Origin of the sequence: Methanobacterium bryantii, assembly GCF_002287175.1 — an archaeon.
GTDB lineage: Archaea > Methanobacteriota > Methanobacteria > Methanobacteriales > Methanobacteriaceae > Methanobacterium_D > Methanobacterium_D bryantii.
Genome location: NZ_LMVM01000004.1, coordinates 1 through 15,372, shown reverse-complemented (window position 1 = coordinate 15,372; position 15,372 = coordinate 1). Strand labels below are relative to the sequence as shown.

Below are 15,372 nucleotides of genomic sequence, written 5' to 3'. Positions count from 1 at the left end.
ATGAGTTCTATACCACTAATTTAATGGTTTTAAGAAAATAATAAAATTTTTATTTTATTTTAAACGGAAAATTATCATATGATCTATGCTATAAATCAATTTTTTAATTTTTGGGCCCATAATTCTACTTTTTAGTCCCATAACAGGTATTTAATGACTTCCTTATAATTATGTGTCTTTTATAAATTATGCGGAGGTGATAATCTGAAACTTAAAAGACAAAGCCTGTTAATAGCTTTCATTGTTTGCCTTGTTGCATCACTAGGTGCTGCAAGTGCTTGGACTCAAGCATGGAACGCTCCTGTAGGTCAACCTAACAGCATTACCAGCGATGGAGTAGATATTTTCTCTGCATCTGCTTCTGGATTGGCATCTGTAGGCCCTAATGGTACAACACTATGGAAAACTTCCAATATTGTTTCCTCAAATGGATCTGCAATGAAAGCGGGAAAATACCTCTTCATTGGAGAAGGTAACGATGTCAAAGCGTTAAATAAAACTACAGGTGCTGTTAAATGGATATCTACTGCCCCATTAGGTGCGGGACAGGTTGCTAAATACATACTAGTTAAAGGCGCTTATGTTCTCATTGCAAGTAATTCTAAACTCGTAATTCTTAACAGAGAAGATGGAACAGTTCAAACACCAGTCACTGATTTCACATCAACTAGTGAACCTATATTATTCGGAGGATATCTAATTGGTGGTACTTCTTCTGGTGTACAGGCTTATCAAGCTATTATGATGCCCGATTTAAGGATTTCTTCGATAACTAAAACAAGCAACTCTACAACAGCCAAAATTGAAAACATTGGACTGGGCAATGCCAACAAAGTACTAGTTAAATGGGTAGTACAGAAAACCGACGGAACATATAGAACTATACATATATCTGCTGGTACAATAAACGCTGGAGAAACAAAAAACGTCACTATTACAGGTGATTTCAATAAAGGAACCGCTACAGTTGACCCTTATTACGTAATCTCTGAACTAAATGAGAACAATAACGAAAGGTACTTTTCATGAGCAATAATTAATTTTTATCCCCATATTTTTTTCCTTTTTTTGGGAACTTGAATGAATGAAAATATTGTACAAATTTAAAAGGAGAATTAAAAATGCAATTTCCTGATAATTTCCCTTTTAAATACGTTCTTATCCTTGCTATTGCAATTGTTACTGTTGGTGGTGTTGGATATGGCGTAATGATGGGAAATCAACCAAATACACATACTTTGCAGGTAGCTCAACCTGTACATAATGGCACTGTGTTAAAAGACAGTGAAAAAATGAATAATCTTACTAATGGAACAGATAATCAGAATGCTAAAATTAATGAAGCTTCTGATAATCAAGGTTATATTGATGATCAATGTACTTTAGGCTTAATAACCTCTTTAAAAAAAGCTCCAAAGAACAATAAGATGTCTAAACCAATTAATAAACCGGTTATAAAACCAAAACCTCCAGTACAACCGAATAAGGGCAATCAAACAACTAACAACACTAATGGTAATAACAGTAATCAAGATGTAAATTCTGGAGCTGATGACAATAATACTGATAACGATAATTCAAATGTTAATTCAGGAAATAACGACAATAGCACAGAAAATAATAATTCTGAAATAGATTCAGGAGATAGCAACAATAATACGGGTAATAATGATAATTCCACTGTCGATCCTAGTGAGAATAATGATAATACTGGTGAAGATCTTGATGATGGTCAGCAACATGAAAGTGATTATGATCCTTTAGAACCTGGAACTGGTTATAATCCTGATGAAGATTATAGTGATGATGGTTTAACTGATGAAGGGGGAGATGGCTCTATATTTGAGTAATTCTGTCAATATTTCTTTTTGGGATAAAATGAAGCTTGAAATAGTATATAATGTTTGGAATATGACTCTTTTAGTTGAACTATGGGTTAATTATCAATATTTAGAGCCTTTATTCTGTATGGATGTGTTATCATGAATAAAAAACTAATTGTTATTATTCTAGTTTGCATCTTTGGAATTACTTTTACAAGTTCAGTAATGGCCTATGAAAATCTTCCTAATACAGACGATGAAGGCTGTGATATTATTTCAGATGATTCTGGATTTGATCAGCTTGCTCCTGGTGAAATGATTATTGATCCAACATCCGGCATTAGTGGTAATTTAACTAATCTAAATGGTGCTAATGGTCTTAAAATACTTGGAGATTACATTTACTATAATTTTGATTGGAAACATGGAGCTGCAACTACTGCTCAAGGAGTTATTGATACTGGATATGGGGACTGTTGGGGATTGACTGACTTTTCAAAAATGATATTAGAAGCCAATAGTTATACTGTTAAGGTTCAGCAGCTTAAAACAAAGGAATCAAATAACCACAGGAGATTACTAGTCAAATTAAATGATAAATGGGTTACATTTGATCCTTCTTTATGCACTAAACATTATAAATTCAAGCCATATTAAGGTGATTCAATGAGCACCAGACTAATAACAATCAGTAATATGAAAAAAGAAGGCATTAAACATGAACAGGAGCTTGTAAAATCATTTAAAGAAAATGGTTTTGTAGCATGTCGTTTTCCCGCCTCTGGAGCTTCATGCCCTGATTTAATTGCAGGAGACGGAGATTCTATTTTTGTCATGGAAGTTAAAACTACTCTAAATACTCTAATTAAGATTAGAAAAAAACAAATAGGCACCTTAAACAGCTTCGCCAATGGGTTAAAAGCTAAATCTTTTATTGCGATTAAATTTATCAATCGTGAAGATTGGAGATTCTTAAAGATCATGGATCTTAAAATTCATGGAAAATCATATTCTATTGATTATAACACAGCCATGCTTCAAGGAATAGAATTTGATCAACTAATTTCAGATGAATACCAAAAAAGGCTGATTTAATGGAAAATATAGAGATTTTAAACGGAATATTGAACAATATACGTGAAGGCACAAATACTTTAATCTGGAAAAAGAACACTCTACCCTTTTTTGATAGAATTAATGAAAAATATAGATATTCTGTTTATATTAATGAGATGGCACCAATAAAAACTAAAATTATTGATATAATCATTAAAGTTTCTCAATTAAAAAATAGAAAAAACATTAAAACAAAATCAGAGCTCAATAAAAATACAATTGTTCAATTAAAAGAAATTTTAAAAAAAACAATTCAAAAAGATAAATTAGTTATCGTTTTTAACCGTTTTGAGAACATAACTAAATCAGTTGCTCAATTTTGGCTTTCTGTGTCTGGAAATAAGTTCATTGTTTTTGTAGGTTCAATTTGGGGCATTTACAAAAAAGAAGCGCATGGATTTCATAAAACTTTCATTTTAGTTAACAAAGAAGAAAAAGAAAACTACGGAACTGAAATGAACGTCACCATACCATTTATTTTTATTATAGGGGCATTTATATTTGTTATATTATTTAAATTAGGCTTAACTACTAGTAGAGCTTTCATGAGTGCACTTATCATGGCTATTCTCATAGTTAGGAGTTTGATGTTTTTTATAGATAAATAGGTGATTAATATGAAGTTTTATACACATATTGCAGGAGGAATTCTACTTTTTACTCTTTTGGTTTGGATTTTTAATTTACCTTTCTCAATAGCAGGACTACTTTTCACTGGTTGGATATCTGTCTTACCTGACCTTGTGGATCGTGTAATTGGTGAGCATAGAGGTTGGGGCCATTCTGTTATCTGGCTTATTCCAATAGTTTTTTCATTTTTTCTTAATTCTACGCTTGGGATAGCATTTTTATCTGGTTACATGATGCACATACTCTTTGACATAGTAACCAAAAAAGGAGTTCCTTTTTTATACCCCTTCTCTGCCACTCGATTAGTTATGCCAAAAAAAGAGAAATCAAGGATTATAACCGGTTCAAAACAAGAAATTGCATTATTCATAGTGGCCATACTGCTTTTTGCCCCTGTAGCCTATGGAGTTGTTTGTGGATATGATTTAGGCTCTGCTTTAGGTGCAGCTGCTGGAGGCACTTTAAACAAAACTAACAAAACAAACGGTACTTTAAGTAATTTAATTAGATATGCAACAGGTAACTTAAGATCCAATAGTTCTTACCCTCAATCCAGTTATGGTTCTAAATATAATTCTGGTTATAAATCGGGTAATTCCAAAAAGAACAGTTCTTCTACATCTCAAAATAGTTCTACTAATTCAAATTCTGATCAAGGTTTGTTAGACTGGCTCATCAATAACCATCCCACAGAAGACACAAGTAGCGATACTAATCAAACTAATGACAATACTAACTCCAATATCATTACTGATGTACTTTTTAATGATATGGGTGCAGGTTCGCCTTATGATAACTTACAAGAAGGCCAATATATAGAATCGCCCTTCAACGCATCAAGTGATAACAGCAGTATTGACTTTTTAGATGATTTTGGCTTCGGGAATGCTGGAGATGAGGGATATTTTGATAGTGATGACTGGTCCAGTTACATAGTAGAAACTTTTCTATTGAATCATGGAGGCATATAAATGTCAAATTATAAAATTGCCATAAGTTTTTTAATAAGTACATTACTATTAACTTCCTTTTTTACTATTCCATGTTCTAATGCTTCTTATATACCTGATCTAACCATTACGAGGGTTTCACATTACGATGTTTGGTCATCAGGTTTAGACAAAAATGGTTTCCCCTATCAGTACCACAAATTAGTTCCAGGATATACAGTAACAGTCTATAACTGGGGGACAGGTGCTTCCCAAAACACTACCTTGAATTTTTACATTAAGACATTTGACAACAAGACACTTGCTAAATATATTAAAGTGCCTGCTATGAACCCCGGTCAAACTAAAAGAATTAGTTTTTCTATGAATGCTGGAACTGATGGAAGTTTTAAAGAAGGTTATGCAATTATAAATCCTTTAAATACATTTAAAGAGGTTTCATATAAAAATAATATTCGTAAATTTGGATTACAAGAATTAATGCTAAAAAATTCCACCAAAAACGTCACCGAAATATATCAAGTCTCAGAATCACCTATTACATGGAATGGTACAACTAACAATTATACTAGCCCCTTATCTGGCAAAACAGGGATTACTAGTCTTGATTGTAAAATTAATTTTGGAGAACATGATATTGAAATTCTTAATATAACCGTTCCTATTCCTGGTTACCTTCATAATAATGTTACTATGACCGCTTCAGGAGATCAATTTAAATCTAGCAGCCCTACATCATGGAACGACACTTCATGTACTTATAAAGTTGATTCATATTTTGGAACCCTTAATTACATAGAAATAAAGGTTGTTGGGGATAATTTAGAGTCTAAAAATGTTTTTAAAGAACCAATCCAAGTCATCCAAGAAAAATGGGAACCATATAAAGAAAAATGGATTTATTCGAATATAGCAGCTGGCAAAACTAGAAATATTCAAGAAATTTATACAGGAACTACTTTAAAAAATGCATCTTATTATGGAACTTCATTTAATTACAAGGTTCATCATGACAATGTTGTTTCTATTATAGTTAAAGGTGATAATAGGGGCTTGTATACTGCAGGATGGTTTATAACTCCTTTGGGTTCTGTTAGTAAAGTTACCTCCCTTTTTGGAGATAATAAGCTTCCTGCAACTGTCGTGTCTAATGGTTGTTATGGAATTAATCATAGAATGCGAGATGTTAGCTATATTGGATTTGAAATTAATGGCACAAATTTACAAGGATTTAATAATTTTAAAAGTTTAGGTTTTAATTCATGGACTTGGCAATCTAATTCTTAATTTAATTTATCATTTTTTCAATTATTTTAAAAGAAGATTAAGACTTGTTTTCAAGCCTTATTTAGTCAAAAAATTTAAATAATTTGCTTTTTATAATTATGTTTGGTGCAATTTTCCATAGTTGCACCAACTTTACCATTCTTTTTTAAAATATTTAAAATCACTTTAAAGTTAATAATGGATGTATTTTCATGCAACTTCACTATTTTTATAAAATTCTTTATTCTCTAAACAGTAGGTATACACCTACGAAAAAACTTTTTTATCAAATTAGAGAAAGTAATATATGAATATTAGCCCTATTTAAGTACAATAGAAGTATAATATAAAGAATTCCTATAAAAAGAGGCACACATTTTTCAATATCTGTTAATCCTTTATAAGATTCATTTTTTAAGATTTCCCACTCTTTACTGAAGCCCTGATAAGGAAGATCTTTTTCTATTTCATTAATAACCTTAAATTTAGCAGAATTAAGTTTTTTATATGATTTAATATGGGTGAACCATATGAAACATGTTAATAATCCAAAAATAGGCAATAGTGAAATAAACTCCAGATTAATTGAACCTAATTTAACTGTTATTAAGGAGAACAAAGCAATTAACGCTGATGAAAGTGATATATAAAAACTATTTGTTTGATGCCTTCTTTTACTAACATCATTGGACATTTCGACATATAATTTATATTGTTCAAAAAGATTTTCATGGGAATCATTCCCATGATCTTTTTTATTCATAATGAATTTCTCCTGATTGCGGAGATTATGGAACTAGATTGCCAATTTACCATCTCATCAGCAGCATCTTTTACCGCAGCAGGGGTTCTTTCATTACCCCATGGTTTGATACCCACAATAGGTTTGCCATAATCTTGTGCAATATCTATTTCCTTTTGAATCCATTTTCTGTGGTTTACATACATCCCTGCTAAAACTAAAACAATATGTGTTGGACTCATTTGATTTTTAAGTGCTTTCTCAAGCTCATCATCATCATCAGCATGTTTTGGATCATGCTCTGGAACACTATAGTTTCTCCAGTCAAAGTTACTTGCATCATTCAACATTCTAACAATTCTATTATATCCCGAGCTGTATTGCCATGCATGGCTTATAAATATTCTATATGTTTTAAGACTTGGCATAATTAACCTCCATTGACTAATTTAAATTATTAATTAATAAATTTATTTATTAACAAATCACCTGTGGAATACACTTATTTAATCCTTTATTAAATTGGTATTGTATTTTAATTAAAGGAAGCTATCTATTAAATGACATCAGATTGTTCACCATGTTTATCCAGTAGTTTAGAGAAATCTTTAGTTTTTATATCTTCTGATTTTTTATCAAATGGGAACATTTGTCGTAATAGTCCTTTTTTGAATTCCTTGTTGAATTCAAGTTTTTTGTTTATTTGTTTTATCTTTTTATCGATTGCTAAGAGAAAATTTGCTATTTTTGTTTGTTCTTCTAATGAAGGTAATGAAATCTTTATTTCTTTCAACTCTTTGACACTAACAACATTTTTTATTGCTGCTCCTCTTCCACCAAAGATATGTCTAGTTATTTCACTATTTTGCAACAATTCTTTTAAAAATAAGTTATTTATATCCGAATTCACTCTTATTTTTAATAGTGCTTGATTAATTATGCCTTCTGGATATTTTTCAGGGATAATTAAGATTTTACCTATAGTTCCTGAACAACTTACTAATAAATCTCCTTTACTAACACTGAATCTAATCATTTCTTTATATTTTTCTTCAGAAATGTAATAATTACCTACATTTAAAGAATTTTGAATTGCATTTTTTTGTTCGTATACTTTATAACCTGAATTAACAAACATGGATTTCTTTAGCGATCCTCCAAAAGGCCCTCTTGTGAAAATAGCTGTATCTTTTAGCACTTTTTCTTCCCAATTTGGATAGTCATTTCCCGTTTCGTCTTTAAACCTTAATTTACGACTAAAAAGTTGTTGTATCATCACTTTTCTATAAATTTGCCATAGTTGCTCTTTTTTATCTAATTTTTCAATTTTTTCATCTATTTTTAACAGAAATGAAGCTATTTTTTCTTGTTCTGTTATTGTGGGGATTATTATTTTGAATTTTTTTAATTCAGATGCTAATATATGTTGAATAGTATTACCTGTGATTAATTTATGGATTTGGCGTTTTCCTATACTTGAATTAATATAATATGCACAAAAATGAGAATTGATCTGATTAGTTGGTGACATAACTATTAATGCATGACAATTTGCACCTTCAAACTCTTCGGGAACAACAGCACATTCACCAGCATGACCCGATTGAACCATTAAAATATCCTCTTTTTTTAAAATGGATTTCTTATTTTTTTCATGAAACTCATTAGTTACATAAACTAATTTTCTTTTATCAATTCTATTTCTTCTAATATTGTTACTTTGTAAATAAGGTATACCTTCTTTAACATAATATGGGGTTGCTGTTCCAACAAAGCCATTTCTTACATGGGTAAATAAATTATCTACTTTATAAACTTTCCATTCTCCATTAAATTCTGGAAACCTCAATTTGGGCACGTTCATCCACTCACCTCATAATATTGGAGCATCAATGCCCAATTCATCACAGTATTTTTTGATTTCCTGATCTATAGATTTGATTTCTGTTTCAAGGCTTTCAAGTTCTTTAATTACTGCATCAAGCTCAACTGTTTCTTCTTCCTCAAAAGTATCCACATATCGAGGGATATTTAAATTATAATCATTCTCTCTAATTTCATCCTTTGAAGCCAAATGAGAAAACTTTTCAATCTCTTTCCTATTCTTATATGTATTTACTATTCTCTCAACATCTTCATCTTTGAGCATATTCTGGTTTTTAGCCTTTTCAAAGTATTTGGAAGCATCGATAAACAGTATATCTACATCATCTTCTCTGCACTTCTTGAAAACAAGGATTACAGTAGGAATAGTGGTTCCATAAAATATATTTGCAGGTAAACCAATCACAGCATCTAGATAGTTCTTATCTTCAACAAGATACTTTCTAATTACACCTTCAGCAGCACCTCTAAATAATACTCCATGAGGTAGAACAACAGCCATTGTTCCATTTTCATCCAGATGATAGATCATATGTTGGACAAATGCAAAATCCGCTTTGGATTTAGGTGCTAATTTACCATAGGCGTTGAAACGTTCGTCATCAAGGAAATATTTAGCTGCTGACCATTTGGCAGAGAATGGAGGATTGGCTACTACTGCTTCAAAAGGTCTTTTTTCTATATGTTGTGGATTTTCAAGTGAATCACCTTGTTGAATGTCAAAATCTTCAAATTTAATATCATGAAGAATCATATTCATCCGTGCAAGGTTGTATGTGGTCTGATTTAGTTCCTGACCATAAAAATCTGATATTTCAGCTTCTTTGGAAACCCTCAAAAGCAGTGAACCTGAACCGCAAGTAGGGTCGTAAACTGATTTAAGCTGTTTTTTGCCCATGGTTACGATTTTTGCAAGTATTTTTGAGACTTGCTGAGGAGTATAAAATTCTCCCGCCTTTTTACCTGCACTTGAAGCAAATTTACTGATTAAATATTCATAGGCATCTCCAAGAATATCTTTTTCTTTATCTTCAAGTTTAAAATCAATTTCTGATAAATGTAATAAAATTTTAGATATCAACTTATTTTTATCGTCTTCACTTTTTCCAAGCTTAGATGATTGCAAATCAACATCTTCAAAGAGATTAACAAAGTCTTCTTCACTCTCCTGCCCTGTTGCAGAATCACCTATCTTATTCAATGCTTTTCCAAGGTTTTCAATAATAAAATCACCATTTTTAGCTCCAACTACTAAATTTTGGAACAAGCATTTTGGTTCTAAGAAATAACCTAAATTTTCAAGGGCTTCAGCTTCTACTTCGGCTTTGAAATCTTCATTTTCAAATGCTTCGTTAAAAGTTAACCCGTCTGCTTCCAGTTCTTTGTTTAAGTAAAGTTCTATCTTTTCAGATAAGTATTTGTAAAAAATAAAACCTAAAATGTAATTTTTGAATTCGTTGGCGTCCATATTGCCCCTTAATTCATCTGCAATGGCCCATAGTTTGCTTTCTAGTTTGTTTTGATAGTCTGACAAAATTTCACTCCCTGTCTACCAGCTGAATTTATCCACTAAATTAATGATATGTTCTTTAATTAATTTTAATTTAGATCGCTTCTCTATTAACCCCATCTTTTCAGTAAATGAATTTTTAATGAGGTCATTTCTCATTTTACCTGAAAACTCATATTCTGCTATTATACCTTTTGTAATATCTTCTTTTAATTTTTCATCTTCGATCAAATCATTAATGGCCTGTTTTTTTTCTTTTTCAATGAAATCTTCAAATTCAGATTCTATAGTTTCTCTATTACAAATTTCAGGAATATTTTCATTTATAAACCGTTCAATGAGTTCCATTTTACTTCGAAGCTCATGCGATTTTTCCATAGTATCTAAAATGAATTTCTTATCCTTATCAAAGGAAGGGCTATTATAATCCAGTTCTTTTAAAAGAGTTAAAATATAGGCTACATTGATGTCGTCTCGTCGTATGAGTTCTATTTCAAAATCAACGTCATCTAATATAGAAACTTTTTCAGTAGAGTTAGATTCAATGTATAAGTCTAAATATTTGCTCTTGAAGTCTTCAAAGTCCTGTTCATTAATATCTAAATCATCAAAGGTAAATTCTGTAAAAATATAAAGCCTTGTGATTATTCGCAGTAGTGCTCTGAAAATTTGTACAAATTGTTTCAGTTCTACTTCAGAAGGAAGGTTATCCACGTCATAAACATCTGAAGTTAATTCAAATAATTCTACTAAAATCTTGTTGAATTCTTCAACATATACAGCATAAGGTTTCATTAAAACAATTTCTGCGGCATCTTCATCGGAATAAAGCTGGATAGCTTTATCCGTGAACTTTTTAAGGTTTCTGAAACATACAATATTTCCATGCTTCTTTTTCTCATTTAACAAACGGTTAGTTCTGGAAAATGCCTGTATAAGGCTGTGGTACTTCAAGTTTTTATCCACGTAAAGAGTGTTAAGGAATTTATTATCAAAACCTGTTAAAAACATGTTAACAACTATTAATATGTCAATTTGCTTGTCTTTAGCTCTTTTGGAAACATCCACATAGTACTGGCTGAAAGTATTTGTGGAAAAGTTGGTTCCAAATATTTCATTGTAATCAGCAATGTACTCATCTAATTTATCTCTAGAGTGCTTATCTCCCTGAATTTCTTCATTATCATCATAAGAAAAGATAGTGGCAATTTTCAGGTCATGCTCCTTGTTTTTAAAAGTATCATAATATTTTTTGAGTACATTTACAGAACTAACAGCCAAAATAGCATTGAATTCTTTATTATATGTTTTTCTTTTATGATTAGCAATGATAAAATCAACTATTTTTTCAATTCGGACATCAGCATCCATTACTTCTTTTCTGTCGATGTCTTCAACTTCAATGTCGATTTTGACATTGCTTTTAATAGTATTCAGGTATTCCACACAAAATCCAAGAACATTCTGGTCTCTGATAGCATCTTTAATAACATACGTATGTAATTTATCCCCAAATATGTCACGTGTGGTTCTATTTTTATTGGCATTCACCGCAAAGATTGGAGTTCCTGTAAATCCAAAAAACTGCAAATTAGTAAAAAACCCGGTTATTTTTTTATGCATATCTCCAAACTGGCTTCGATGGCACTCATCAAACATTAAAATAACTTTTTTATCTTTTACATTGTCTAAATGTTTTTCATGTTTAACAATGGCTTTTGTAAGTTTTTGGATAGTGGTAATTATTAGTTTATTAGGTCCTAAAAGCTGCTTTACCAGTGAACGGGTGTTATCTGTTCCATCAACTGAATCATTGCAAAAACTGTTAAACTCTTTTGTTGTCTGATAATCAAGATCCTTTCTATCCACTACAAAGATAATTTTATCAATATTTTCATTTTCAGAAAGCAACTGGCTGACTTTAAAAGAAGTCAGAGTTTTACCACTTCCAGTGGTATGCCATACATAACCGTTCTGTTTAGTATTTAAAGCCTTATCTAATATTGCCTCCACAGCATAATACTGGTAAGCCCTTAAAACCATCAGTGCTTTTTCTGTTTCATTAAGAACAATATATTTAGAAATCATTTTAGAGAGATGGCATTTCTCTAAGAAAGTATCTGCAAATTCATCCAGATTAGAAATATTCCGATTATCTTTATCCTTCCAGTAAAATGAATACTTGAAGCTTAAATTTCTATTATTAGCATAGTAACGAGTGTTTACACCATTACTTATAACAAATATTTGAACATATTGAAAAAGTCCACTAAATGAATGATACTGATATCTATTAATCTGGTTAAAAGCCTTTTTTAATTCAATACCTCTTTTTTTGAGTTCTATCTGAACTAAAGGAAGACCATTAATTAAAATGGTTACATCATATCGGTTTTTATATTTCCCTTCCATTGTAATTTGATTAGTTACTTGGAAAATATTCTTACACCAATCCTTTTTATTTAAAAATTGGATATATTTAACAGGTTCACCTTCCCTTTTGAGAGCGTATCTATCTCTAAGCTTTTTAGCTTTATCAAATACAGTTCCTCCATCTAAAAAGGTTAAAATCTGATTAAATTCACTTTCTTCCAAGGTAATCTTATTGAATTTTTCCAGTTGACTTTTAAAATTTCTCTTAAGATCAGTTACATCATCAATTTTAACACGCTGATATCCACCATCAGCGAGTTTTTTGATCAAAGATTCTTCCAGAGCCACTTCACTTTGTGTAGCCATTATTTATCCCCTTTTAATCTTCAAAATAAAAAAATGAATTTCATAAATTATGAGTTTCTTTTGTAAGATTGCTTTATTAAAGTCATTAAATAATCTAAATCATCATTAGGGGTTAATGTAATCTCATAATCCCCGTTACCATGATGCCCTGTGCTTGAAACATCTTTTGCCATATATTTTGGATCATCTAAAGTTCCTTTTTTTAAATTAAGCCATAATTTCATTGTATTTTTCATAAATTCAATATCAACAAAATTTCTAGTTGATTTAAATGCAATATAAATTTTTAAAGGCTTAATTTCAATGTTATCTCCTAACTCAAGAATTCTTTCTTTTAATTGCAAATATAATTCTTTTAATTCCTCAGAAGTGATATCTAAATGGTCTTCTTCACTATATTTTTTCACTTCGGTACTAACTTTTTGAACAGCTTTACTCTTTGAACTAACTGTATTTATGGATTCACTTGTATCTGGAGATTTTAATTGATTAAAAAGAATAGTTTCATTTGTATATTTACTTATTTCCCATAATTCAATAGGTAGATCTTTAAATTCGATTGCCTGTTGCTGATATCTTGTGAATTGAGGTGAAACAAAAATAACTCTTGATTGTGACCAGTCAATGTCTTCTCTTCTTAAAAACTTTTCTCTTCGCTCGTTATATTCTAAAATAAAGTCAGCTTTATTATTTAAAAGCAAAGCAAGATAAGCATAACCTTGATCTATTACGCTGAAGTTCTTTTCTCTTTTATATTCAATAATTACAAAAGAATTAGTTTCACTATCAAAAGCGAGGGTATCTACCCTTAAATTATTTAATTGGAATTCAGTTCTCACTAATTCTAAACCAAAAATCTCGTTTAAATTCTCTTCTGTGAGTTTTTGTATATCTTTTTCTAATTTAAAATCAACTTTGTTTATTCTATCCAATTTATGGTTATTAAGCGAGAATAATGGCATGTTACTAAATTCAGTTAATGTATATAAAATAATTTTCTTTTTTAGCTTGGATGAATCGTAATTTTAATAATAAAATATACATAAATATTATTTTACCTTAGAATATAATTTCCATTTGTTTCAACTAATAAAAAATAAAAAAAATAATATTTTTATTTACTTTTATTGGATATGTACTCTAAAAGATCATAATTCAATAGATCTCTTTGCATTTGATCTGTAGTCATTAATATACCACTTATTTCTTCATATCTATCTTCTTCAGATTCTGCCAGTTTTACTAATTCTTTCCATAGTTCCATTTTAACACCAACTTTACCAGAGTTATTATAACTCTGAATATATCTATTATTAACATTATATATAAATATAACGACTTTAAATCAAATAAAAAGCTTTATATATTAATTTTAATCATTTGTTCATTCCCATCGGACAGTATAGCGACCCATCGCTTCAAAGAGCATTTTTTAAGAATTAAATGATTTTTATTAAAAATAGATTTCAATAGTTGAATTGTTTTGAGATCCGAAATTTGATAAAAAAATTCTTTCCCATCGGTATAGTTTCGCAGACCCATCGCCTGTTTTTTCTGAACTTCATCTGCAATAAGGGTATTGTAGAAAAATTTTTTATTTTTCGTAGATACCCTTATGCTTGATGAAAGTTCCTCATTTCTCGATGGTTCTGCATTTACCGATGGAAAAGTTAAATTAAAACTCAAATTTCATAGCATTTACAATTTAAAATAAATCCCTTAAATTTCAACATCAAAATTAGAATTTAATCTTTAAAATCACCTATGAAACTCATTAATTTATCCTTTATAAAATCCCGCAATTTTAAGTACCCTATTTTTTAGGACACACTAAAAGAATTCGTTGTAGGCTTAACCAAGTAATCTCAATATGTCCACAAATTTTGAAAATATTTTGGATAAAATCAATTCAATTTTAATTTAATCATCAATATTTTATCTAAATAATTATTCAAATTAGGACACGTTATTAAATTCATCACAGGCTTCATTAAAATAAATACAATAAAATCCATTTATTGTATGGCTATCATTTTTCTATCTGCACATATTTATTTCTAACACTACTGAAAGAACCAGTTCTGAGCCTTCTTTTGGACTTGAATTATCATCGATTTTATCATATACTGTCACAAACACCCCCCGTGAATGAGGGGACCTCATGAATTGCATGCGTAATTAGGAACAACCATATAATAATTTTCTCATTAAATTTGATATTAAATCTCACATTTTCACATATCTTTACATTCATCATTTACGATTGTACACTCTAGAACAAATTCACTAAAATGAAATTATAAATAAGTCAAAAATCAGTATTAAATTACCCATTAATATTTCATTACTGGACATTACATATTTAATGTCCAGCCATCTCATTTACATAGAATTAAATTAGTTTATATTTATTAAACCATAATTAACCTAATTGAAGGGCGAATTTTAATTTAAAAAGGGTAAATTATGAATATCTGAGACGATATTTCGCCCTTCGATTCTATTATTATATTTAATATTTATCATATTTTGCGGTACTAAAAAAATAAGATTAAAACCGATTGTTTTATCTTTACTCATATTTTAAAATACTTATTTGCACATGTAATTAATTCTAAAAATCTGCAAATGGCCATATTACTACCATTTTCAAAGAATTAATGCTAATTTAACTTTTTTAAGACTTTTTTAGTAAAAACATTACTAATAGTC

General features: G+C 30.0%; 14 protein-coding genes. 7 read left to right on the top strand and 7 right to left on the bottom strand.

Going from position 1 to position 15,372, the window contains the following annotated elements; genetic code table 11:
* The first annotated feature begins 204 nt into the window (after positions 1–204).
* The 7 genes from ASJ80_RS04390 (at position 205) to ASJ80_RS04360 (ending at position 5,806) form a co-directional block, all read left to right on the top strand.
* Complete coding sequence (locus ASJ80_RS04390) at positions 205–1,029, top strand: outer membrane protein assembly factor BamB family protein (protein ID WP_338036861.1); 825 nt, start codon at positions 205–207, stop codon at positions 1,027–1,029.
* Positions 1,030–1,121: 92 nt separating this feature from the next.
* A complete protein-coding gene (locus tag ASJ80_RS04385; RefSeq protein ID WP_069585760.1) occupies positions 1,122–1,850 on the top strand; it encodes a hypothetical protein in 729 nt (242 codons plus the stop codon).
* A gap of 132 nt (positions 1,851–1,982) precedes the next feature.
* A complete protein-coding gene (locus ASJ80_RS04380; RefSeq protein ID WP_069585759.1) occupies positions 1,983–2,480 on the top strand; it encodes a hypothetical protein in 498 nt (165 codons plus the stop codon).
* Positions 2,481–2,489: 9 nt separating this feature from the next.
* Positions 2,490–2,918 (top strand): Holliday junction resolvase Hjc, encoded by a 429-nt coding sequence (gene hjc, locus ASJ80_RS04375; RefSeq protein WP_069585758.1) that lies wholly within the window; start codon positions 2,490–2,492, stop codon positions 2,916–2,918.
* Complete coding sequence (locus tag ASJ80_RS04370; RefSeq protein WP_069585757.1) at positions 2,918–3,547, top strand: hypothetical protein; 630 nt, start codon at positions 2,918–2,920, stop codon at positions 3,545–3,547. The genes hjc and ASJ80_RS04370 overlap by 1 nt, the downstream gene beginning before the upstream one ends.
* A 9-nt stretch (positions 3,548–3,556) precedes the next feature.
* A complete protein-coding gene (locus ASJ80_RS04365) occupies positions 3,557–4,540 on the top strand; it encodes a metal-dependent hydrolase (protein WP_069585756.1) in 984 nt (327 codons plus the stop codon).
* Positions 4,541–5,806: a CARDB domain-containing protein gene (locus ASJ80_RS04360; protein WP_069585755.1), complete on the top strand. Its 1,266-nt coding sequence runs from the start codon at positions 4,541–4,543 to the stop codon at positions 5,804–5,806. It abuts the gene before it with no gap.
* Positions 5,807–6,071: 265 nt separating this feature from the next.
* On the opposite strand, the gene ASJ80_RS04355 is transcribed toward ASJ80_RS04360, so the two are convergent.
* The 7 genes from ASJ80_RS04355 to ASJ80_RS16890 form a co-directional block, all read right to left on the bottom strand.
* A complete protein-coding gene (locus ASJ80_RS04355) occupies positions 6,072–6,548 on the bottom strand; it encodes a RipA family octameric membrane protein (RefSeq protein ID WP_069585754.1) in 477 nt (158 codons plus the stop codon).
* Positions 6,545–6,955: a TIR domain-containing protein gene (locus ASJ80_RS04350; protein WP_069585753.1), complete on the bottom strand. Its 411-nt coding sequence runs from the start codon at positions 6,953–6,955 to the stop codon at positions 6,545–6,547. Before ASJ80_RS04350 ends, ASJ80_RS04355 begins: the two co-directional genes overlap by 4 nt.
* Before the next feature lie 128 nt (positions 6,956–7,083).
* Entirely contained in the window at positions 7,084–8,391 is a 1,308-nt protein-coding gene (locus tag ASJ80_RS04345) for a restriction endonuclease subunit S (RefSeq protein WP_069585752.1), read from the bottom strand.
* 9 nt (positions 8,392–8,400) lie between these two features.
* On the bottom strand, positions 8,401–9,945 hold the full coding sequence (locus tag ASJ80_RS04340; protein WP_069585751.1) for a type I restriction-modification system subunit M: 1,545 nt from the start codon (positions 9,943–9,945) through the stop codon (positions 8,401–8,403).
* Between the two features lie 15 nt (positions 9,946–9,960).
* Positions 9,961–12,660, bottom strand: coding sequence for a type I restriction endonuclease subunit R (locus ASJ80_RS04335; RefSeq protein WP_069585750.1), 2,700 nt, complete (start codon positions 12,658–12,660; stop codon positions 9,961–9,963).
* Between the two features lie 47 nt (positions 12,661–12,707).
* Positions 12,708–13,592 (bottom strand): DUF5655 domain-containing protein, encoded by an 885-nt coding sequence (locus ASJ80_RS04330; RefSeq protein WP_218105081.1) that lies wholly within the window; start codon positions 13,590–13,592, stop codon positions 12,708–12,710.
* A gap of 182 nt (positions 13,593–13,774) precedes the next feature.
* A complete protein-coding gene (locus ASJ80_RS16890) occupies positions 13,775–13,924 on the bottom strand; it encodes a hypothetical protein (RefSeq protein WP_176720341.1) in 150 nt (49 codons plus the stop codon).
* Positions 13,925–15,372: the final 1,448 nt, after the last annotated feature.